The 20,569-nt window shown below is 38.7% G+C and carries 24 protein-coding genes; 7 read left to right on the top strand and 17 right to left on the bottom strand.

Translation table 11 applies throughout. The features are described from left to right. Nucleotides 1-64 precede the first annotated feature (64 nt). The 5 genes from AAEZ22_RS07085 (at nt 65) to ilvN (ending at nt 6,001) form a co-directional block, all read left to right on the top strand. A complete protein-coding gene (locus AAEZ22_RS07085) occupies nt 65-448 on the top strand; it encodes a DUF3192 domain-containing protein (protein WP_011330091.1) in 384 nt (127 codons plus the stop codon). A 12-nt stretch (nt 449-460) separates the two neighbouring features. Then, on the top strand, nt 461-2,143 hold the full coding sequence (locus AAEZ22_RS07080) for a hypothetical protein (protein ID WP_352296659.1): 1,683 nt from the start codon (nt 461-463) through the stop codon (nt 2,141-2,143). Nucleotides 2,144-2,330: 187 nt separating this feature from the next. Next, nucleotides 2,331-3,338: an isocitrate dehydrogenase gene (locus AAEZ22_RS07075; protein WP_011330089.1), complete on the top strand. Its 1,008-nt coding sequence runs from the start codon at nt 2,331-2,333 to the stop codon at nt 3,336-3,338. A 438-nt stretch (nt 3,339-3,776) separates the two neighbouring features. Further along, nucleotides 3,777-5,501 carry an acetolactate synthase 3 large subunit gene (locus AAEZ22_RS07070; protein WP_011330088.1) on the top strand — a complete coding sequence of 575 codons (1,725 nt, stop codon included), beginning with the start codon at nt 3,777-3,779 and terminating at the stop codon, nt 5,499-5,501. Then, nucleotides 5,501-6,001, top strand: coding sequence for an acetolactate synthase small subunit (gene ilvN / locus AAEZ22_RS07065; RefSeq protein ID WP_011330087.1), 501 nt, complete (start codon nt 5,501-5,503; stop codon nt 5,999-6,001). The genes AAEZ22_RS07070 and ilvN overlap by 1 nt, the downstream gene beginning before the upstream one ends. Before the next feature lie 152 nt (nt 6,002-6,153). On the opposite strand, the gene AAEZ22_RS07060 is transcribed toward ilvN, so the two are convergent. From AAEZ22_RS07060 to AAEZ22_RS06985, 16 genes are all read right to left on the bottom strand, one after another. Beyond that, nucleotides 6,154-6,429, bottom strand: a complete 276-nt coding sequence (locus tag AAEZ22_RS07060; protein ID WP_008166804.1) for an HU family DNA-binding protein — start codon at nt 6,427-6,429, stop codon at nt 6,154-6,156. Between the two features lie 209 nt (nt 6,430-6,638). Further along, complete coding sequence (locus tag AAEZ22_RS07055; RefSeq protein WP_011330086.1) at nt 6,639-7,178, bottom strand: DUF3833 domain-containing protein; 540 nt, start codon at nt 7,176-7,178, stop codon at nt 6,639-6,641. Between the two features lies 1 nt (nt 7,179). Continuing rightward, nucleotides 7,180-7,671 (bottom strand): chalcone isomerase family protein, encoded by a 492-nt coding sequence (locus AAEZ22_RS07050; RefSeq protein ID WP_041454935.1) that lies wholly within the window; start codon nt 7,669-7,671, stop codon nt 7,180-7,182. A 53-nt stretch (nt 7,672-7,724) separates the two neighbouring features. Further along, nucleotides 7,725-8,225, bottom strand: coding sequence for a DUF2878 domain-containing protein (locus AAEZ22_RS07045; RefSeq protein ID WP_192531870.1), 501 nt, complete (start codon nt 8,223-8,225; stop codon nt 7,725-7,727). Then, nucleotides 8,203-9,465 carry an SAM-dependent methyltransferase gene (locus AAEZ22_RS07040; RefSeq protein WP_011330083.1) on the bottom strand — a complete coding sequence of 421 codons (1,263 nt, stop codon included), beginning with the start codon at nt 9,463-9,465 and terminating at the stop codon, nt 8,203-8,205. Before AAEZ22_RS07040 ends, AAEZ22_RS07045 begins: the two co-directional genes overlap by 23 nt. A 44-nt stretch (nt 9,466-9,509) precedes the next feature. Continuing rightward, the gene (locus tag AAEZ22_RS07035; RefSeq protein WP_011330082.1) at nt 9,510-10,247 is read right to left on the bottom strand and encodes a DUF1365 domain-containing protein; all 738 of its coding nucleotides are present in this window, start codon (nt 10,245-10,247) and stop codon (nt 9,510-9,512) included. Continuing rightward, nucleotides 10,240-11,496, bottom strand: coding sequence for an NAD(P)/FAD-dependent oxidoreductase (locus AAEZ22_RS07030; protein WP_192531852.1), 1,257 nt, complete (start codon nt 11,494-11,496; stop codon nt 10,240-10,242). The genes AAEZ22_RS07035 and AAEZ22_RS07030 overlap by 8 nt, the downstream gene beginning before the upstream one ends. Then, on the bottom strand, nt 11,493-12,203 hold the full coding sequence (locus AAEZ22_RS07025) for an SDR family NAD(P)-dependent oxidoreductase (protein WP_011330080.1): 711 nt from the start codon (nt 12,201-12,203) through the stop codon (nt 11,493-11,495). Before AAEZ22_RS07025 ends, AAEZ22_RS07030 begins: the two co-directional genes overlap by 4 nt. A 2-nt stretch (nt 12,204-12,205) precedes the next feature. Continuing rightward, on the bottom strand, nt 12,206-12,634 hold the full coding sequence (locus AAEZ22_RS07020; RefSeq protein WP_011330079.1) for a nuclear transport factor 2 family protein: 429 nt from the start codon (nt 12,632-12,634) through the stop codon (nt 12,206-12,208). Between the two features lies 1 nt (nt 12,635). Further along, entirely contained in the window at nt 12,636-14,042 is a 1,407-nt protein-coding gene (gene phrB / locus AAEZ22_RS07015) for a deoxyribodipyrimidine photo-lyase (RefSeq protein ID WP_089369269.1), read from the bottom strand. After that, the gene (locus tag AAEZ22_RS07010; RefSeq protein WP_011330077.1) at nt 14,042-14,995 is read right to left on the bottom strand and encodes a YbgA family protein; all 954 of its coding nucleotides are present in this window, start codon (nt 14,993-14,995) and stop codon (nt 14,042-14,044) included. Before AAEZ22_RS07010 ends, phrB begins: the two co-directional genes overlap by 1 nt. A gap of 24 nt (nt 14,996-15,019) precedes the next feature. Further along, the gene (locus AAEZ22_RS07005) at nt 15,020-15,694 is read right to left on the bottom strand and encodes a ChrR family anti-sigma-E factor (RefSeq protein ID WP_011330076.1); all 675 of its coding nucleotides are present in this window, start codon (nt 15,692-15,694) and stop codon (nt 15,020-15,022) included. Further along, on the bottom strand, nt 15,687-16,310 hold the full coding sequence (locus tag AAEZ22_RS07000) for a sigma-70 family RNA polymerase sigma factor (protein ID WP_011330075.1): 624 nt from the start codon (nt 16,308-16,310) through the stop codon (nt 15,687-15,689). The genes AAEZ22_RS07005 and AAEZ22_RS07000 overlap by 8 nt, the downstream gene beginning before the upstream one ends. A gap of 69 nt (nt 16,311-16,379) precedes the next feature. Next, nucleotides 16,380-16,958 carry an LON peptidase substrate-binding domain-containing protein gene (locus AAEZ22_RS06995; protein ID WP_011330074.1) on the bottom strand — a complete coding sequence of 193 codons (579 nt, stop codon included), beginning with the start codon at nt 16,956-16,958 and terminating at the stop codon, nt 16,380-16,382. 219 nt (nt 16,959-17,177) lie between these two features. Then, on the bottom strand, nt 17,178-17,450 hold the full coding sequence (locus AAEZ22_RS06990; protein ID WP_011330073.1) for a hypothetical protein: 273 nt from the start codon (nt 17,448-17,450) through the stop codon (nt 17,178-17,180). A 216-nt stretch (nt 17,451-17,666) separates the two neighbouring features. After that, nucleotides 17,667-18,008, bottom strand: a complete 342-nt coding sequence (locus AAEZ22_RS06985) for a hypothetical protein (RefSeq protein WP_179806886.1) — start codon at nt 18,006-18,008, stop codon at nt 17,667-17,669. Between the two features lie 169 nt (nt 18,009-18,177). Between AAEZ22_RS06985 and trhA the strand changes: the two genes are divergently transcribed. Both trhA and AAEZ22_RS06975 read left to right on the top strand, forming a co-directional pair. Then, complete coding sequence (gene trhA, locus AAEZ22_RS06980) at nt 18,178-18,807, top strand: PAQR family membrane homeostasis protein TrhA (RefSeq protein WP_197182324.1); 630 nt, start codon at nt 18,178-18,180, stop codon at nt 18,805-18,807. Nucleotides 18,808-19,091: 284 nt separating this feature from the next. After that, entirely contained in the window at nt 19,092-19,721 is a 630-nt protein-coding gene (locus AAEZ22_RS06975; protein ID WP_011330070.1) for a trimeric intracellular cation channel family protein, read from the top strand. A gap of 218 nt (nt 19,722-19,939) precedes the next feature. Here AAEZ22_RS06975 and AAEZ22_RS06970 read toward each other — a convergent pair whose 3' ends face one another. Beyond that, the gene (locus AAEZ22_RS06970) at nt 19,940-20,422 is read right to left on the bottom strand and encodes a thioesterase family protein (RefSeq protein WP_197182323.1); all 483 of its coding nucleotides are present in this window, start codon (nt 20,420-20,422) and stop codon (nt 19,940-19,942) included. Nucleotides 20,423-20,569: the final 147 nt, after the last annotated feature.

The raw sequence follows: 20,569 nt of genomic DNA, 5'->3' as shown, positions 1-20,569 counted from the left end.
AGTTAATAGCACTGCCGTACGACAATACGTATACTATTAGCAGTGATGGTTAGTAGAGTAAGTAATGTTCAAAAAGTTTTTTAGATATTTAATTTTAGGTTTAGGGCTGTATGCGCTAATAGCCACGTTAGTGATCGTTTTTTATAAAGATGATCCACAAGCTATGATTTGGCAAGACAGAGAAGCCTATAATAAACGCTATATCGAAAAGCTAAAAATAGAAGACACTGCAACCCTCAATAGTGTACTCGAATATTTAGGTAGCCCAGATCTTACCTTTGCTAAGCGTGATGAGGACCAAGTATGGCAAATTGTTTTTTATCGTACCCAGCATAAAACATCTGACGGCATTACTACTATAGATGAATGTACCGGCTTATTATTTAAAAACGGGCAGCTCATTTTATGGGGTCCCAGTGCTTACGATCAATATCTAAAACCAGGTTAGGGAAACGGCATAATGGATGAGCCTGTATCAATAAAGCTAAAAAGGTTGCTTGAGCATACGCAGCTATTTTTAGCTTCATACAATAATAAAAAACAATGGCCTACCTTTTATCCGCTAGTGTGCAAACTTGCAGAGCAATACCGAACCCTTTATAAGCAAAATCCGAGTGCTCTACAAGCGCAACTTATGCTTTATAAAACTCAGTACGACTTTGCTACCAACCTTGTAATTAACCAATGTATTTTAACAACCGCACTGTGCGTAAGCCAAAATTACGATGACGAACTAAGTGAGCTGTATATTAGTGCGTCATTAATTGAGCACTTGTGCGTAGGCGCTCAACTTAATAAACTGTCCAAACAAATAGCGTTTACCAGTACCGAAAGCCAAATATGGCAATTACGCCACAAACTTGCAGCGCGCGTATTACTAACCGCAAAGCAACCTGCCCATAGTATTACTCAAGTATTAGCTAAACTGAGTAAATATAAACACGCTTTAGTTAGCACCCCTAAAATAATGTTATACGATGGCGGCACAATAATTGTGGCGTTAGCTAATATTTTGGCAGTTAACCTCACGTGTAATGCAGCAAATCAACAAATAAATTTTTATAAAGCGATAGCAGACTTATATTTGCGAACCCCAAATTTATTTGCTCAGCGACTCTTAAAATCATTAATTGCGCATATTGGCCCTTTGCTCCCCGGGAGCCGAGTTTTATATGCCGAACAAGCAATGATTTATTTAGCAACCGACGCCGAGCAGCGCCACATACTTATTAAAAGCTTAAAGAACAAAATAGTTTGGTACAGGGTAAAAGCAACGCTTAACGATAACGCAGTACAATGGCTATGCGCTGATAAACGTATACTTTATAAAGTGTGGGATACTGAATATGTAAATATAAAAGCCGCAACTCCCAGTACCCAAAACACATTATATGATCTAATTGGGCTTATTAAACTGCAACAAGAGTATAGCTTTAACAATATAAATACTTTATTAGCCCCACACCCTAATGTTATTAAAAGCTTATGCCAAGCAGTTAAACCGTATAACAAAGAGCATCAAGCCGCTAAAAATTTAACGCATAGTTTGTCTATGGTTGGCTACAATAATGCCCCAGCTATTATACAGCGCGTGGTGTTTGAGCAACTAGTTTTTGCTATTCCGCATCCTTTACATGCTTTTTTAGTTAATCGACTCAAATGTATGGTCGATATAATGAGGCTATTGGTCTATAACAATAAGCAATATCAGTTTGAGCATATTTGTTTGCCTTTATATGCTTACGCGGATTACTTATTAATACATTGTAGTACGCAACTTTCAAGAAAGACGCCTATAGCGCACGCCCCAAATAAATCATCCGATACACCTATGTGCGCATTTTTTGGCATGGAAAACATGGATAGTAAGCATTTAAATCAGCAGTTATCAGCGCTTTTAAGCGATAACCCATGGACCTTTGCATTATTAGATGCCGAACAAGTAGCTAAAAACGAACTCACTGAGCAAAGTAAGTTATGGGTAGCATTTAAAGTCGTGGCGCAAAGCGTGTTTAAGCCAAAAACAGCATTAACTCCTTGGCAACAGCAAACACTTAAGCAGCAATTAATAGCCCAGGGCTGGGACAATCAAGCCGATTTTTATGACAAACTTCAAACATTAGCTTTGTTTGATAGTATTTAAGCTACTTATTCCAACTATAAACAACGATTATACCCAGTATTAATAGTATAAACTGGCAAAATGACTTAATAATTGGTATAAATGCGCCCTTGAATTCTCAAGCTCGTTCACATAAATTTTCTAACAAGCAGTTGCTCCCTCGGAGCCACAATTTATGTGCAAATCAAACTCTTTAAAGGATAAGTTAATGGCCAAACAAACCATAACAGTGATCAAAGGCGACGGCATCGGCCCTAGCATTATCGACTCAGCACTTGAAATACTAAAAGCCGCAGGATGCGATTTTGATTATGAATTTGTTGATGCTGGCCTAGCTGCACTTGAAAAAACAGGTGAGTTACTTCCGCAAGACACAATCGATACTATCGCTAAAAACAAAATCACCTTAAAAGGTCCTTTAACTACGCCAGTTGGTGAAGGCTTTACTTCTATAAACGTAACACTACGTAAGCAATTTGGTTTGTACGCAAACGTACGTCCTGTTAAATCGTTTGTAGGCACAAAAGCACGTTATGATGATATTGATATCATCACTATTCGTGAAAACACCCAAGGTATGTACTCTGGCGCTGGTCAAATTGTAAGTGAAGATGGTAACGAAGCAGAAGCAAAATCTGTTATTACTCGCGAAGGCGCAGAAAAAATCGTAACGTTTGCTTACGAGCTAGCAGTACGTGAAGGCCGTAAAAAAGTAACAGCGGTACATAAAGCAAATATTTTAAAATCTACATCAGGCCTATTTTTAAAAGTAGCGCGTGAAGTTGCAGAACGTTTCCCAGAAATTGAATCAACCGAAATGATTGTTGATGCAACCTGTATGAAACTAGTAATGACGCCAGAAGAGTTTGACGTAATAGTAACCACAAACTTATTTGGTGATATTTTATCAGACCTATGTGCTGGTTTAGTTGGCGGCTTAGGCATGGCACCAGGAGCTAACATTGGCGAAGATACTGCAATTTTTGAAGCAGTACACGGCAGTGCGCCTGATATTGCAGGTAAAAACCTAGCTAACCCTACTTCTGTAATTTTAGCGTCTATTCAAATGCTTGAGCATTTAAACATGGGCGACACCGCAGAGCGCATTAGAAGTGCAGTTGCTGATGTGATTAAGTCAGGCGATCGTACTACTCGTGATTTAGGCGGCAGCCACGGTACAACAGACTTTACTCAAGCTGTTATCGACCGTTTGTAATATAAAGTATAAAGTACATACATAAGTACTTGTAAGCGTACTGATATAAAAAGCCAGCAATTGCTGGCTTTTTAATATTCAAAATTGCAAACCTGCATAAAAACTCCCTCCACTTACTTTAAAACCTCAAAAAACAACTAACTCCAGCACAAAAATAGCATGATGAGAAAAAATAATGCATAAAAGCCATTTCGCGGTTGACATATTCCCTCAAAACCCTTAAAAATAACCACATACACAATTTTAGTTTAAAGCAGTATTAACGCTTTGTAATAGAGTAATTAATTATGAATACTACAATTCGCCTATTAGTCGTACTCGTACTGGTCTTAGTTATAAGCCCAGCGGGGATGTATTGAAAGGTGATACTGCTTTTTAAAAACCCCCGCCCCATGCGGGGGTTTTTTTATGCATAAAAATAACGGCAGAGGAATGAGGATGAGCAAACAACAATATAATGGTTCTGAACTAGTTGTTCAGGCATTAAAAGAATTAAAGGTTAAATACATATTTGGCTACCCCGGGGGGTCAGTATTAGATTTATACGATGCGCTTTTCCAGCAAGACGACATTGAACATATTTTAGTTCGTCATGAGCAAGCCGCCACACATATGGCCGATGGTTATGCGCGTGCTACTGGCGATGTAGGCGTAGTACTGGCAACATCAGGCCCAGGTGCTACAAACTGTATTACCGGCATTGCTACAGCCTATATGGACTCCATTCCAATGGTCGTGCTATCAGGACAAGTACCTACCAACTTGATTGGTGATGATGCTTTTCAAGAAACTGATATCGTTGGTTGCTCGCGCCCTATAGTAAAGCACAGCTTTAACTGCAGAAGCGCAAAAGATATCCCAACTATTTTAGCTAAAGCTTTTTATATTGCCAGCACAGGCCGCCCAGGCCCAGTGGTAGTAGAGCTGCCAAAAGACATGCTAAACCCTGAGATAAAGTTTGATTATGAATTTCCTAAATCTACCGATTTAAGAACTTACAACCCAAACACTAAAGGCCACTCAAAACAAATACGCAAAGCCGTTACCGCCATACTAGAAGCAAAAAAACTGGTAGTGTACTCTGGCGGCGGAATTGTAATTTCAAACACTTCTGAGCAATTAACTCACTTGGTAGAGTCACTAAATGCGCCAATTACCAATACCCTTATGGGGCTAGGTGGCATTTCAGGTGTGCATCCAAACTTTGTAGGCATGCTAGGTATGCATGGCACCCTTGAAGCCAATAAAGCCATGGCTAATGCCGATGTAATATTAGCATTAGGGGCGCGTTTTGATGATCGGGTCACCAATAATGTGCAAAAATTTTGTCCCAACGCCACTATAGTGCATGTAGATGTTGATCCAACGTCTATTTCTAAAACAATTAAAGCTCACATTCCGGTAGTTGGCTGTCTTGCAACCGTACTAGAGCAGCTACAAGCTGGTATTGATAAGAGCCCTATTCAAATTGATCGCAGCGCCCAAGAAGATTGGTGGCGTCAAATTATCAGCTGGCGCGAACAAAAGTGCTTAAGCTATAACACCGATGGTGATGCAATTAAACCGCAAGCCGTTATTGAAGCAGTTTATAAAGCCACCAATGGCGACGCTTATGTAAGCTCTGATGTTGGCCAACATCAAATGTTTGCAGCCCAGTATTACCCGTTTAAACATCCGCGTCAGTGGATCAACTCAGGCGGCCTTGGCACTATGGGCTTTGGCTTACCTGCTGCCATGGGTGTAAAACTTGCTTTTCCGGATAAAGAATCGGTATGTATTACTGGCGACGGCTCTATTCAAATGAATATTCAAGAGCTAGCTACGTGTTTACAATATAACTTAGCGGTAAAAGTCGTGTCATTAAATAACCGCTCTTTAGGCATGGTACGCCAATGGCAAGATATGGTGTATGGCGGGCGTCATTCATCATCTTACATGGAGTCTTTGCCTGATTTTGTTAAATTAGTAGAAAGCTACGGCCATGTAGGTATTAAAGTAAACACCCTAGATGAGTTACAACCGGCAATCGACAAAGCCATGTCGATTAACGATCGTTTAGTATTTTTAGACATTCTTGTAGACGAAAAAGAACATGTATACCCAATGCAAATTAAGTTTGGTGGCATTGATGAGATGTGGCTACGTAAAGGAGTAAAAGCATAATGCGTCGTATTTTATCTATATTATTAGAAAACGAACCAGGAGCACTGTCGCGTATTGTAGGATTATTTTCGCAGCGAGCTTATAATATCGACAGCCTAACAGTTGGCACAACGGATGATCAGTCTTTATCGCGCATTACTATTACCACTATGGGTGATGACCGTGTAGTAGAGCAAATTACCAAACAGGTAAACAAGCTTGTTGATGTACTAAAAATTATTGATTTAACCGAAATGAGTCATATTGAGCGTGAACTATTATTGGTTAAAGTATTTGCCCAAGACGAAACAACACGCGCAGCGGTTACCCGCGTAGCAGATGTATTCCAAGGGACTATTTTAGATATGGGCCGGCTAAGTTATAGCCTACAGTTAGTGAGTAGCACAGATAAAATTGAATCATTTTTAGATACGCTACGCCACGAAACCGACATTATTGAGGTAGTGCGCTCTGGTGCAGTTGGCATTGGCCGTGGCGATAAAGCCCTAAAAGCCAAATAAATAACTAAAAAGTTAATCCACCTTAATAAAGGTGGATTAACTTTATTACAATTATTAAATGTAATTATAATGTTAACAAGGTTGGCAAATATTTTAGGCATAAAAAAAAGGGCTAAAAGGCCCTCTTTTCATTTAATTAGATAAACCTACAATTAAAGGTTTACTTGATCTTTAAGACCTTTACCTGCTTTAAAGCTTGGGATAGTTGCCGCTGCGATTTGGATCTCAGCACCCGTTTGTGGGTTACGGCCAGTACGTGCTGCACGTTCTTTAACCGAAAAAGTACCAAAACCAACTAACGCTACTGAATCACCTTCTTTTAAAGAAGAAGTTACAGCGCCAGTAAACGCGTCAAGAGCGCGTGTAGCAGCGGCTTTAGAGATTTCTGCATCAGTAGCAATTTTTTCAACTAATTGAGCTTTATTCATTATTTAATTCCTATTCGTTATTATTTTGCCTTCGCAAAACCTATCTTTATGCATTTTTGAAGAGTTAGCAACAGCAAATTGCATTTTTTGCTTAAAATCTTATAAAATGCGTAAAATTAAAATAATTATCGGTAAAATACAGCGTGTTGAGTTAACAAAGACTTAATTTAAGTGCAATTTTAACGCAAGTTAAGCCACAAAGTCATAAGCTATATTTTTTCGATAACCAAGGTAACTTCCCCAACTTCGATACCAAACTTAACAATAGACGTACGGTTTATCAAGCGAGTTTGTGTTACCAAGTACATCCAATCATCAAAGTTTACCGTTAAAGTGCTGCCATCGTAAGGCAGTTCAACATCGTAATTCCAATGAAATACACTGCCATCACTTTTCCCTTTAGCTGTGCCTAAAACATCATCTGCAGTGCCGGTTAAACTCTTGTCATCATTGAGTGTTACTTTCCAAATACGTTTTTGAGTTTCACCATCATCATAAATAAAATCTTCTTCTATAACGCCTTGGTTGCCCTCCCAGCTTGCATGCATGTCAACCACGAGCTTGCGGGTTAATTCACCTTTATAGTCTTGTACAACGCCATAGGCTTTTAAATTTCCGCTAAAAAATGTTTTAAAGTCAAATTCTGGAGAGGTGTTATTGTAATGTTCGACATTGGGGGCAGAGCAACTTACCAATAACAGCGCACATATAGCGGCAAAGGTTACTTTTGCATAATTTAAAATCGTCATATTAATTTCCTAATAATTGCTTTCGAAGTGCGGGCTCAGAGGTATTTTCGCTCAGCCAAATCGCCAAAAAGTCAGCGGCAAAGCCAGGCTCATTAATTTCACCAATGTGTTTATCATTATGATAAAAAACACTAAGCCCTTGCTTGTCTGTTACGAGCGTTAACGACTCGCCTTTTTTTATATTTGGCCACATCGCTAATAATTTATCGCTATATTGCGTTGTTAGCTGTTTTTTACCTAAATGTTGCCACTGCTCGTTGGTCGCTTTTACTATGTCTTTAGCAGCAAAGTCACGCAAATAAGTCAGCTTAAATTTAATCGGATTATCGCCTAGCTTATACTCTCCTGTTGTAGTAAATAATGTAGCGTCGTATACATCCCAAAATAAATACTCCATCCGCGCATCCCCTACCTTCGTTAAGCTAATTTGTGCCACAGCAACACAACTCGTTGTGAGTAAACAAATACACAGTACTTTAAATATAGCGTTCATGGTAAATCCCTTCAGGTAAGTGAATAATCATACGGGAGCGGCAAGGGCGAGGATCAGCGAGTAATAAGTAATTTAAGTTTTAAATTAGCTAAAATAATTAAAGTAAATACAGCAGCCCAAAGAGCACCGTATACCAGCCAAAACTCCAATAGTGGCAGGCCTAAATTTAGCACTTCAAAGCGCGCGCCGGCCCAGTAACTTGCAGGGGAAAACACAAGGCAAATAATAAATACTTGCCAAAGTTTTAGTGAGATTAAAAAGCGCATTGAGGTGTTTATGCTAAGCAGTAATGCAAACCACAATAAGGCAAGCCAAACAGGAAATGGGGATACTTTAAACTCTAATAAGCCACTTTTAACGGCAATAAACTCGCTCAATAAAGCCACGGGCAAAGCCACTAAAACCAGTAATGCGTCGTGCTTCTTTTGTTTTGATAAATAAAACATCAACGCAATAATAGCGCTACTAAACACAACAGAGCTTGATTCAAGCAGTAAGGATAAAAACCACACTGCTTGAAATAACACAAAATTAATAACCGAGTGCAATTTCATCATCAGTACTGATAAAACGTGGTTTACGCGCCATTAAATGCACGGTACTAGTTGCACGTGCTCTAAATGCACCTTCGCAGTAAGCAAAGTAAAATAACCACAAACGATAAAAGCGCTCATCAAATTTAGAGCTGTCTAAGTCTGGCCAGCTTTGTATAAAGCGCGTACGCCAATCGGCAAGTGTACGTGCATAATGGGCACCAATATCGTTTACGGTATGAATAACCATATCGGTATTATTTTTAATTTGTTCACTCATTTCATTTAACGATGGCAAACAACCACCAGGAAAAATATATTGCTGAATAAAATCTGAATTTTTTAAATAATGTTTATAACGCTGATCGCCAATAGTAATCGCCTGAATAAGCATAGCGCCATCATCTTTTAATAACGCACTACATTGAGTAAAAAAACTTGGTAGGTAATCGTGCCCTACCGCTTCAATCATCTCAATTGAAACCAGTTTATCGTATTGCCCTTTAAGTGAACGGTAGTCTAATTTAAGCAAAGTTATTTTATGTTCAAGCCCAAGTTGCTTCACTTTTTGTTCAACATAGTCGTGCTGCTCATCAGATATAGTCGTGGTAGTAACATAGCAGTCGTAATGAGTAGCTGCATAAATTGCGAATGCCCCCCATCCGGTGCCTATCTCTATTACCGAGTCGCCTTTTTGTAGTTCAACTTGTTCACAAATTCGTTGTAACTTATATTGTTGAGCTTGCTCTAAGGTTGCTTCTTTTTCGGGATAGACTGCACACGAATAGAGCATTTCTTTGCTTAAAAACGATTCGTATAAATCATTCCCTAAATCATAATGAGCAATAATATTTTTTTTCGAACCCGATTCTGAGTTTTTGTTTTTTAAGTGATTTAAGCGATTGACAATATTACTGAAAAAAGAAAACTTTTTTTCAAAAGCATCTAATTGATTTTGATTAATTGCAAATATTTCGATCAGCTGAGTTAAGTTATCGCAAGACCATTGTCCTAAAATATAAGACTCGCCTGCGCCCACACTACCCGACAAACAAAATGCTTTGTACATTGCTTTATTATTAACAGTAATCGTTACTTTTGCAGCTGACGATAAATCGCCAAAAGTACTGCGTTCGTTATTATCAACTAACGTTATTTGCCCTGTTTGAATCGATGAAAAGGCTTTAAATACTATTTTTTTATATAAATTAGTAAGCCAGCTTCGATTATTTTGACAACGTAAATGCGTCGCTTTTTCCATAAAATCACCTATATTATTACTCTTAAACAACATAACAACTTGCTTTATGGCTTACCTGAGTGGCCTAAAAAAGGCACTCTTTTAATAAACAACTTTAATGCTTGATAATAAATACCCTTAAAAATTGACCAAGTCATCGCCGGAAAACGTTTAAGCAACCTACTTACTTGTTGCTCAGTTAATTCGTGGCGTTTTAACCTTAGTGTAGCGTCGAATAATACCTGCTCGTCGCGTATATTTTTAATCTGTATTAATGCTTTATCCTGCGTTTGTCGAATATGCCAGTGGTAGTTCATGTCCAAGTCCATAAAAGGTGATACGGAAAAGGTTTTCTTAAAGTTCACTTTTTTTTCTAACGGAACTAAATAATAGTGGCGTTCATTCCAAGGTGTGTTGCTAACCTCTGCGATCATGTAACTAAATTTTGTATCGTTATCGCCAAAAAAATAAAAATTTACTGGGCTAAAGTAAATACCTAAACAGCGTAATTGCCCCAGCATATAAACATGGCTAAAGGTTTGTTTAACACCTAGCTTTGCAAGGTGTTTGCGCGCGCGCTCTACTAACGAAAAGGTATTTAATTGCGGGTCTTTATTTAGATAGTCTGCTTGGTTAAATTTAAGAGCTTTAAAACCTGAACTGCCCAATTGGCTATGCACACCGTTTAATTGCTGTGGGTTATTTAAATCAACCCACATCATGTACAATGGGTAACTAAAGCTATGGCTTTTAACCGCAAAACGGCGATGTTTTACATCGCCTAAATATACAGCGCTAGTCAAATTCAACCCCAAGCTGTTTGGCAACGTCTACGCCACTATGCACCCCATCTTCGTGAAAACCGTTATACCAATACGCACCACAAAAATAGCTATTATTTTTCCCGTCAATGCTATGCTTTTGTTGCTGCGCGGCTATCGATTCTTGGTTAAATACTGGGTGATGGTAAGTAAATTCACGTAATATCTTACTCTTTTCTATTCCTTGTAGATGGTTCAATGTTACACAAAACTGCGTATCTGACTGTAACCCTTGAAGTATATTCATTTGATACGTAACAACAGCCGCTTTATCGGTATTATTATTGAGTAAATAATTCCAACTAGCCCAGGCTGCTTTTCTGTCGGGTAATAAATTAGTATCGGTATGTAGTACCACTGAATTTTCGGTATAAGGAATAGCGCCCAACACTGACTTTTCTTGCTCGCTGGCATCGTCCAATAACGCTAACGCCTGATTTGAATGACAAGCAAATATCACTTTATCAAACTCGCTTTGCTCACCATTAGCAAACACTATAGTTACTTTATCGGCAGCTCTAGTTACTGATTTAATATCTGTATTGAGTTTGATTTTGTCGGCAAAGCCTCTAATTAGCGGGTTAATATATTGACGAGAACCACCGGGTATTACATACCATTGCGGCCTGTTTACTACATCTAATAAGCCATGATTAAAAAAGAATTTAACAAAAAATTCAACGCCTACATTTTGCATTTCTTTAATGCTGGTAGACCAAATAGCAGCGCCCATAGGTAAAATATAATGATATTTAAAAAAGTCGTTAAAATTATGCTCACTTAGTAGCTCACCTAATGAGTGATCGGCTTTATAGCTGCCTTGCTCGTGTATTGTTTTACATAATTTATTAAACCTAACTATGTCGTACAGTAAACGCCAAAACTGTGGTCTAAAAATATTACGACGCTGTGCAAATAAACTCGTAAAGGTATGGCCGTTGTATTCAAAACCTGTGGCATCGTTATGCACACTAAAACTCATTTCTGTTTCTTGCTTATCAACGCCAATACGCGCTAATAACTTTTCAAAATAAGGGTAGGTTCTGTTATTAAATACAATAAAACCAGTATCAATAGCGTGTTCAATACCATCAACTTGCACATCAACCGTAGCCGTGTGGCCACCAATGTAATTGTTTTTTTCAAATAGCGTTACATCATAGTGCTTATGCAATAAATGCCCACAGGTTAAACCTGAAACGCCAGTGCCAATTATAGCTATTTTTTTCAACGCGCTAGTCCTTTTGCAATTTTGAGCCACAGCGGCAATGGTAATATGCGCAGTGCTTTTAATATTAGTGTAAAACGATACGGAAAATGCACTTCTTTACGACGCTTGTGTATGCCTTTTATCATGTAGTCTGCCGCTTTTTGCGCTGTAACGGCCATAGGCATAGGAAAGTCATTTTTATTAGTTAGAGGGGTTTTAACAAAACCAGGATGCACTAAGGTTACATCAACGTCATTTAAATCAATTGCTAAGCTTTTAGCCAAGTAGCTTACACCCGCTTTAGAAGCGCCATACGCCTCTGAGCGCGGTAGTGCTAAATAGGTTACACTTGAGCTGACTAACACCAGCTGGCCACCACTATTTATTTTAGGTAATAAAGCTTCTAAGCAATACCCCATAGCCAGTAAATTAACGCTAATGACTCGCTCAAATAAGGCGCTGTCAAAATTTCGTGCATCGTCAACGTATTCGCAGTTACCAGCATTGAGTATGACCCGATCAAAATGAGCAAAGCCAATGGTAGCAGATTTTATTTGTTGTAAATTTGTGGCATCAAATTGGCAGGTTTGAATGTTGTTATGCTTAGCAAGCTCAGCTAACTTTTCGCTGTTACGACCGCAAGCAATAACAGTATCGCCTTGCTCGGCATATTTTATTGCTAATTGTTCGCCAATACCTGAGGTAGCACCGGTAATAAGTGTGATCATAATTAGCCCGCCCTTTTATCTATAAGCTTAATAATACGGCCTAATAAAGGAATATGCTTATACAGTAGCTCGCCTACGTTAAAATAGTCGCGGTGCTCAATTATTTTGTCACCGTTAAATGTAAGCTTACTGTGCCCCTGCACAGTAATGGTGTTTCCTGAGGCTAATTTAGGATGCACATAATGCATACTCCAATACACAAAGGCATTATTGGCAACACTGAAGGAATCAGTTATATCAAACTGGCAATGCGTAACATTGCTATACAAATTAGCAAAGTATTTGCGCAGCTCAACAATGCCATTAATGTTGTGCATTGGGTCGGTAAATTGTATATCGTCGCAGTAAATTTCACTTAATAAATCGAGGTTACTATTATTAAGTTTTTGATATATATCTACAAACTTATCTACTGGTAACTGGTTATCCATATCATACCTTAAATGCTGCTAGGGCACGCTCTCGCGCCGCTTTATGATCAACAATTGCTGGCCAATAACACGAATCACTTTGCCCCAATGAAGCTAAATAACTATGTGGAAAGTGAATGTGTTTATCTGGCACGTTTTCAAGCTCTGGTATGTATTTACGAATAAATTCGCCGTTTGGATCAAAGCGTTCACTTTGTCTTATAGGATTAAAAACTCTAAAGTAAGGCTGTGCATCACACCCGGTACTGGCCGCCCACTGCCAACCACCATTATTAGAGGCCAAATCGCCATCTATAAGATGTTGCATAAAAAAACGCTCGCCTTTGCGCCAATCTATAAGTAGGTGTTTAGTTAAAAAGCTAGCAACCACCATGCGTAAACGGTTATGCATCCACCCGGTTTGCAAGAGTTGCCTCATCGCAGCGTCAACAAGCGGGTAACCTGTGCGGCCTTCGCACCATGCTTTAAATTCGTCATCGCTGCTACGCCAAACTACCGCGTTATACTTTTCGTTAAAATTATCGCCACGCGAAAGCTTTGGAAATTGCGCAATTAAATGCCGATAAAATTCACGCCAAATAAGCTCATTAACCCAAGTAAAGGTTTTGCTTTTTGAAGTGCTTAAAATATCCGGGTAGCGCTGCTGTATATTTATTAATAATTGCTTAGTACTAATAATACCTAGCGCTAAATAAGGGCTAAGGCCTGAGGTGCCTTTAATACTGGGAATATCACGGTGATCGTCGTAACTTGTTAGTTTATCGCAAATAAAGTTATCGACCACAGTGGCCAATGTTTTATCATCAACGGGCCATTTTTCAGAGCTGCTATCGCCTTTGAGTAAATTTGTTTCGTTTTTGCTTAACTGCGCACCGCCGCTAACGTGCTCTACAGGCCACTGCGGCAAAGAAAAATGCACCTCAATGTACTGTTTTAACCAAGCGCGCTTAAATGGCGTAAATACTTTGTACATTTCGTTGCTTTGGTTTTTAACGCTGCCTACCGGGGCAATTAAATCGCCTTCGTACAAGGTAAACGTAATAGAAAGCTCATCGCACTTTGCTAAAATGGCTTTATCGCGGTTTACTTCGTTTAGTTCATACTCGGTATTGGCAATTACATGCTTAACATTATTAGCCTTACAAAAATCAATGAGTTGAGTTTCGCAATCAGCAAAGTCTGGCGCATCAATAATGTGTAAGGTAATGCCGTGATCAGCAAGTTGCTGGTGCAGGTAAGTAATGCGACGTTTAAGTAAGTCAATTTGTATTGGCGCTGCTTGATGCTGCTGCCATTGTTTTTCGCAGATAAAAAAAATAGCGTGGTTAGCGCCATTATTAAGCGCTTGAATTAGCGCCTCATTAGAAAAAAGGCGCAAATCGCGCCTAAACCAAAATAATGTGTTCATTAAATACCGTAGCGTAGTTTTAATTCATTAGGATAAGGATTAAAAAATACTTGTTTTTCAAGATACTCGTTTGGGTGCACTTTTAAATGATGCTTTAGCAAAGTAAGTGGCACGTAAAGAGGCACTAAACCATCGCTGTATTCATCAATTGCTTCTCGCATTTCTTGTTTTTCGACTGACGATAAATCTTTTTTAAAGTAGCCCTGTAAGTGCATTAAGGTATTACAATTATTTTTGCGTGAGGCTGGCTTTTTAAGTCCATTCATCAAACCTAAAATGTACTTATCAGCAAGCTCGGTTACGTCATCACCTAAAAACGTACCTAACAGATGACCTAGATCGCGGTAAGCTTGGTAATTATGCGCCATTAACAAGTATTTATATTGCGCATGAAACTGGGTTAAGCGATGAACGTTCAATGGCTGTTGTATTAATTTTTGCCAATTTTTAAACGTATACACTCGCATTACAAAGTTTTCACGCAAGTGCATGTCGTTTAAACGGCCATTTTCTTCGCACGGTAATAATGGATTGTGCTTCATTATTTGCTCTGCAAAAAAACCAACACCTTCTGATGTGTTACCAGTGCCCGCTTCGTTGTATATTTTAATGCGCTCCATGCCACAGCTTGGGCTTTTAGCACAAAACACAAAGCCGCTTAACTCTTTCGCTTGTTCGGTAGCTACTTTAATACCGTAAGCAGTAAGTTGTGGTCCAACGTCGCCAGAACCATCAGGGCGACACACTTTTATTGTATCGCCTACTCGTACTTGGCGAATAGTTGGCCTTGGAATAGGTAAACCCACCGCCACCTCTGGGCAAAAGCGCGTATATTCAACATGCTTTGCAAACTCATCCATACAAAAGTTTGAGCGTTTATGGCCTGTGTCAAAACGCACTTTTTCGCCTGCTAGGCATGCACTAATGCCTATTTTAATTGTATCAGCTTGCATAATATCCCTAATAAACTGTTTATATTAGTAAATTAAATTACCAATTGGGTTAAGTAACTTACTCAGCCCTTTATTAAAATGTAGCGCACTACTGACTACTGTAAAGCATAAACAGCCTTCTTTTGTTACCGGTGTGTGCAGATGGCTGCCATCTTGCCAAATAAAATCACCCGGTACGTAGCTACCCTCTTCGTCGCTAAACTCGCCGTTTAGTAACAAAGTAATCTCAAATCCGGTATGAGTATGCTCTGGTATTTCTCCACCCGCAGCAATGTGCAATAAGCTGGTACGTAATGGGCCATCATCTAGGGCAACGCGCGAGCGGGCTAGTTTGCCAACTTGAGTAAATTTGCTGTGCGAAATACGTGTTAAAGCACGCGGCAGTTGATAGTTTTGCTGGTTTATTTCAACAGCAATTGGTTCAACTTCGTATACTTCATCAATACTGGTATCGCTGGTTATTAAATCAAATAAGCTTGAGCTTTCTTGCTCAAAATAACCACTAGTATCATCCTTAGCCTCTGAAGGTAATGCATCGTTAAACACTTCAGCTGCATTATCAGCTTCAAGCTTTGTTACTTTTTCTTGGCATACTGGGCACATATCTACGTGTATAGACACAGCTAAACTTAACGATGCGCTAAGTGATGCACTGCAATATTGTGTCAGTAAAGTATCACTCGGGTGATGTTTAATCATGCTGATCTCCCATTTCATTACGTAATTTTTGCAAGGCTAAACGTAACCGTGATTTTACCGTGCCTACTGGAATATTAAGTTGTTGTGCAAGTTGTTCTTGCGACATATCTTGAAAATAAACACCTCTTACTACTTCCCGCTGAGCTACTGGTAGCTTTTCAAGGTAGCGTTTAATTTGTTTATCTTCTAAATGATCTGTGTATTCGTGATGCGTATTTTGCGATTCGTTCAATAACGGCCAAATATCTTCGCTGATGTTTTCTTCTTTATTGCTTTTCATTTTGCGCAGCATATCAAACGAAGCATTTCGCATTACCGTGTAAACCCAAGTAGTCGCAGCCCCTTTGTCACTATTGTACAAATGTGCTTTACGCCAAACCGATGTTAGTGTTTCTTGCACTAACTCCATTGCTTGAGCTTCAATACCAAATTGCTTGATACCAAAACGTTTAATTTTTGGCGAAAAATATTCAAATAAATAAGCAAATGCTTTTTTATCGCGGCTTTGTGCAACATCAATTAATGCTTGCATCAATTCCTTACTTGGCGTTTCTGGCATGGCAGTGTACTTACCTGTATTAGGTTCACAACGTAATGATTGTTGTTGACTTACCATAGTAATTTATCCCGTTATTGCTTTAGTACATGTAAATACGGGCAATAATTAAATAAGGATCAAATTAAATTAGGCAAATTCGTTATTAATCACAGTATGGAGGAAACTTAGTAAGTTATCAAAGTTAGTTTCAAACGCAAGTTGCTGTTTTTTCTCAATAGATATAGGTAACAGCTCAAGCCATCGAGCAGCAACCCAAGTAAGCTTGTCAAAATAGGTTTGTTTATATAACGAACTAAGCTCTGGGTTATTAGTGAACACTTCACGCAGCGTATCTTGTAGGCGTTTATGCTCGCCAATATTATTGTTTGCCTCTGTGTACCAATAAGGCGTATTACAGTTCGACATTAAACCGTAGCGCAGTTCTTGCTCGTCTTGAAACACATCGTTTATTTGCACACTTTGAGTAGCACATACATCTATAAGTAGCATGCCATTATCATCTTGATCAAAGTCAATAATGTTCATTAGGCAACCTTGGGCGCTGATATTAAATGGCGTGTCGTGCTCAAAACTACAAAGCACAAATCCAATGTTTTCTTTTAATGCGCTTTTAACCATATTTAAATAGCGAGGTTCAAATATGCGTAAACGCGTATAACCGTCAGGGAGGATAAATAAGGGTAATGGAAAAATCGCACGTTTCATAAAGTCTACTTGTTTAAAACATTCTGCCTTCATTTACGTGCGCTTTAACTAAGTCGATCAGCTTTTATTAAACCAATGTTAAATATTAAACCACGCTCCCATACTTTTAAGTAATTGCACCGAATAATAAGCGCTGATCATACTTACAACCGGCGCCAGCATTAAAGCAAATAATCCAAATTCACTGCTCATAGGGTTATTCCTTATAATTGACGTATATTATTGCACTGGTTTAACGGTATTTTCGGTTTTAATTTCAGCTTGAATATCGGTAATTAATGGCTCACTTAACCAGCTATTAAGCATAGTTTCGGTATTAAAAGTAAGCGTGTCTTTTATTGAGTTTTCAAGCTCTATGGTGGTTTGCGATATATAGCTGGTAATTGTTTGTGTGAGCATATCAGTTACATCAAGGTCAACTTCGGTTGCGTTTGCTTGCAACGAACCTAATACTAATAAACTTGCCATAGCGATTTTAATTGAATGTTTCATAATGGATTTCCTTGTTTGTGTATTGTTTCGACTCAATTACATATTCAAGGGATGTGCCACACTAAATTAAAAATATAACCCATTGTTTATAAAGCAGATTTAAATATTAGTAGCCGAAAATGAAATTCAGCGTTGGTTAATATAACTAATTAATTTAACTTTTCAGCTAAATTTTAGTTAATATAACACGCTGTATTTATGCGCCAATACCGCTGTTTATTTAACCACCTTTCTACCTAACCTGTAAGCATCTACTATGCTCAAAAACCAAATAACCAACATTAAGTAAATATACTGGTATTGCCCTAATGCTGCACAGTGCGCTGATGGGTGCTTTACTGCAGCCAAAATATCATCAAAGCTAGCACCGCCCCTTGTGTTTACTATGTCATTAGCTATGCATTGCGCCATTGCATACACCTCTTGTAAAGTTAACAGTAGTAAAACCGAAAATACTCCCGCAAAAATAGCGCCTATTAAATGCTTTTTTAACGCAAAGTGCCCAGCACCTGGGTAAATTAAAGCGCTAAGTAATGCTGCTTTAAAGCTTTTTTGCATAATTTTCCTTTAAGTAACAGTTGAGTGTTCAGCCTATTTTGTAGTAAAACATATTGAATTAATGAGCCTTTAAAGCAAGCGAAAGTTTGCCCTTATGTTTGCTTATAATAATTGAAAGATTCAGCGTACACACGTACACTGAAAACAATTAAAAGTGGTAGGATCAGTTATGTCATCGAATGCGCCCTATTCGCGTAAAGAAGAACAGCTCAATGTAATTAGCCATGCAATAGGTGTGTTATTTGCTTTCTGGGTAATGTGGGATCTGTTTAATCAATCAAGCAGCACCAAAGCCTATATAAGTGCAACGATTTATAGCGCCAGCATCTTTATTTTGTTTTTATCATCTACTTTATATCACGCCAGTGTACAACCTAGGCTCAGGGCATTTTATAAAAAGTGCGACCACTGCGCTATTTATATTCTTATTGCCGGTACTTACACTCCCTTTTTACACCTGTCGTTAACAGGTGTTTGGTCTTGGGCAACCCTCACCTTTATTTGGTCAGTAGCACTTGCTGGCGTAGCGTATAAAGTTTTAGTTCACAATGGTAATAAAAAAGTCTCCCTTGCCACCTACTTACTCATGGGATGGTTTGCACTCGCCATTATTTATCCGCTTTACTTAGCAATTGATGTAAACGCATTATATTGGCTACTCGCCGGCGGCATTTTTTACAGCCTAGGCACAGTATTTTACAGCGCCAAAAACACCCAATTTAGCCACGCCATTTGGCACTTATTTGTTGTTGCCGGCTGCGTTTGCCACTATGTGGGCATTAGTCGTTATGTGTATTGAAGGGAAAGCGTCCTCTGATAAAGCCGATAAAATCGTGAATAAGGTTTATTTTATTTATTAAATTGATGCTTAGTTTAGCCAATTATTTAAGCCAATCGATAATGCAAAACGCCTAGATTAATTGATGCTGCCTTTATTCGTTGGGTTTCACTGCGCTCAAACCAACCTACGTAATTTCATATTAAAGCTATTGTTGTGGGGGAGTGTTCAGCAAAAATAAATTTTAAATACGCTACACTGTTTATTAATTCTACCTCTCCTAATTATGGTAAGGAAACCACACCATGGCGTTTGAATACTTTCATTTTATGAGTTTAATTGGGGTGGCCTTTTTTGCTATATCGGGCACTTTATTAGGCCACGAAAAAAACATTGGGGGTTTTGGTGTTGTAGTTGTAGGCTCAGTTACTGCGCTTGGCGGCGGTACACTGCGTGATATATTATTAAATCAGCCAGTGTTTTGGATTGCAGAGCCCGATTATTTATACGCCACCTATGGCGCAATATTTATTGCGGTGGTGTTTATTCGCCATTTACCGCACGTATCTAATTATTACATGCTGCTAGTTGATGTATTAGGCATGGCTATATTTAATATTGTCGGCATTGAAAAGTCGTTAATTGAAGGCACTACCATGATAGTTGCCATTACCATGGGTATGACTACCGGTATATTTGGCGGGCTAATGCGCGATGTAATTTGCAGAGAAATTCCGCTAGTAATGCGCGAAGAGCTGTATTCTACTGCGTGTCTGTCGGGCGGTTTAACTTATGCAGCGTTGTTTTTACTCGGAGTGTCTTATATATGGTGTATTTTAGGCTCCTTGTTTATTACCGTATTTTTACGTTTGGGCGCGCTGCATTGGGGTTGGCAGCCAAACATATTTAGAAAAAGAACAGTTAAAAATAAATAACGCTAAAAATTAACCGCTTTGTGTTTCGCTTTAGCGGCAGCTTATGCTCTACCTGCCGCTAAAATAAAATCAACGTGAAATATATAACATGAACTCTGATTAAGAGATTTTCAGTGAAAACAAGGCGAATTAACGCGCCAATAGCTAGCCTATTGCAAGTAATTTTAACGTAGTTAGCGCCGAAAATAGCTGCTTGAGATAGATTTGTTATCCATAGTTCAAGTTATGCTGGGTATTTTAATTGTACTGCCTACTTTAACGGGCTTGGGTAGTTGGCAAAATTGCTGCTCTATTACCTTTAAACGCTCTAGCACCTCACTTGGAAATGGAGATACTCGCCTGGTTGCTAAATCAATATGCAAATCTAAGTGCTCGCCCGCAGCGGCGCGATACCCTTTATTGGTGCAATATATTTCATGAAATGTATGAATACGTTTTTCATCAACGTACAACAGCCAAGACACAACCTCAATTTCATCGCCTTCGCACAACTCCCTTTCAAAAATACAATGGCTCTCTACTAATGCTTTGCTGCAGTTATTTGCATAACGGTATCGCTCACCTAAATCCAGATGTTCGGTAAAATCTATATGCGCATCGTAAATAACTAAACCATAATATTTTGTATTCATATGGCCGTTAAAATCAACCCACTGGGTGGGCACTGTGGCTGTATATTTTTTAAATGGGTAGAGCGACATTTTACTTCCTTTTAGGGTAACGATAAGGCTTAAGTTGCTATTGCTGTATTAACCAAACACTGAAAACTGGCTGTGTAATTACATTAAATAGCCGTCCTGTTGGTTGTTATTCGTTAGCAGAAAATTGATTTATATTAAATATTGAGC

This window comes from Pseudoalteromonas sp. 20-MNA-CIBAN-0454 (assembly GCF_040308685.1).
In the GTDB taxonomy this organism is placed as follows: Bacteria; Pseudomonadota; Gammaproteobacteria; order Enterobacterales; family Alteromonadaceae; genus Pseudoalteromonas; species Pseudoalteromonas nigrifaciens.
Note: the sequence above shows the minus strand (reverse complement) of the source record. Positions and strands in the feature narration are given on the sequence as shown.

What these genes read in the sequence shown, in the direction of transcription:
- AAEZ22_RS07085 (WP_011330091.1), top strand. Translation starts at nt 65, where the DNA reads ATGTTCAAAAAGTTTTTTAGATATTTAATTTTAGGTTTAGGGCTGTAT.
- AAEZ22_RS07080 (WP_352296659.1), top strand. Translation starts at nt 461, where the DNA reads ATGGATGAGCCTGTATCAATAAAGCTAAAAAGGTTGCTTGAGCATACG.
- AAEZ22_RS07075 (WP_011330089.1), top strand. Translation starts at nt 2,331, where the DNA reads ATGGCCAAACAAACCATAACAGTGATCAAAGGCGACGGCATCGGCCCT.
- AAEZ22_RS07070 (WP_011330088.1), top strand. Translation starts at nt 3,777, where the DNA reads ATGAGCAAACAACAATATAATGGTTCTGAACTAGTTGTTCAGGCATTA.
- ilvN (WP_011330087.1), top strand. Translation starts at nt 5,501, where the DNA reads ATGCGTCGTATTTTATCTATATTATTAGAAAACGAACCAGGAGCACTG.
- AAEZ22_RS07060 (WP_008166804.1), bottom strand. Translation starts at nt 6,429, where the DNA reads ATGAATAAAGCTCAATTAGTTGAAAAAATTGCTACTGATGCAGAAATC.
- AAEZ22_RS07055 (WP_011330086.1), bottom strand. Translation starts at nt 7,178, where the DNA reads ATGACGATTTTAAATTATGCAAAAGTAACCTTTGCCGCTATATGTGCG.
- AAEZ22_RS07050 (WP_041454935.1), bottom strand. Translation starts at nt 7,671, where the DNA reads ATGAACGCTATATTTAAAGTACTGTGTATTTGTTTACTCACAACGAGT.
- AAEZ22_RS07045 (WP_192531870.1), bottom strand. Translation starts at nt 8,225, where the DNA reads ATGAAATTGCACTCGGTTATTAATTTTGTGTTATTTCAAGCAGTGTGG.
- AAEZ22_RS07040 (WP_011330083.1), bottom strand. Translation starts at nt 9,465, where the DNA reads ATGGAAAAAGCGACGCATTTACGTTGTCAAAATAATCGAAGCTGGCTT.
- AAEZ22_RS07025 (WP_011330080.1), bottom strand. Translation starts at nt 12,203, where the DNA reads ATGATCACACTTATTACCGGTGCTACCTCAGGTATTGGCGAACAATTA.
- AAEZ22_RS07020 (WP_011330079.1), bottom strand. Translation starts at nt 12,634, where the DNA reads ATGGATAACCAGTTACCAGTAGATAAGTTTGTAGATATATATCAAAAA.
- phrB (WP_089369269.1), bottom strand. Translation starts at nt 14,042, where the DNA reads ATGAACACATTATTTTGGTTTAGGCGCGATTTGCGCCTTTTTTCTAAT.
- AAEZ22_RS07010 (WP_011330077.1), bottom strand. Translation starts at nt 14,995, where the DNA reads ATGCAAGCTGATACAATTAAAATAGGCATTAGTGCATGCCTAGCAGGC.
- AAEZ22_RS07005 (WP_011330076.1), bottom strand. Translation starts at nt 15,694, where the DNA reads ATGATTAAACATCACCCGAGTGATACTTTACTGACACAATATTGCAGT.
- AAEZ22_RS07000 (WP_011330075.1), bottom strand. Translation starts at nt 16,310, where the DNA reads ATGGTAAGTCAACAACAATCATTACGTTGTGAACCTAATACAGGTAAG.
- AAEZ22_RS06995 (WP_011330074.1), bottom strand. Translation starts at nt 16,958, where the DNA reads ATGAAACGTGCGATTTTTCCATTACCCTTATTTATCCTCCCTGACGGT.
- AAEZ22_RS06990 (WP_011330073.1), bottom strand. Translation starts at nt 17,450, where the DNA reads ATGAAACATTCAATTAAAATCGCTATGGCAAGTTTATTAGTATTAGGT.
- AAEZ22_RS06985 (WP_179806886.1), bottom strand. Translation starts at nt 18,008, where the DNA reads ATGCAAAAAAGCTTTAAAGCAGCATTACTTAGCGCTTTAATTTACCCA.
- trhA (WP_197182324.1), top strand. Translation starts at nt 18,178, where the DNA reads ATGTCATCGAATGCGCCCTATTCGCGTAAAGAAGAACAGCTCAATGTA.
- AAEZ22_RS06975 (WP_011330070.1), top strand. Translation starts at nt 19,092, where the DNA reads ATGGCGTTTGAATACTTTCATTTTATGAGTTTAATTGGGGTGGCCTTT.
- AAEZ22_RS06970 (WP_197182323.1), bottom strand. Translation starts at nt 20,422, where the DNA reads ATGTCGCTCTACCCATTTAAAAAATATACAGCCACAGTGCCCACCCAG.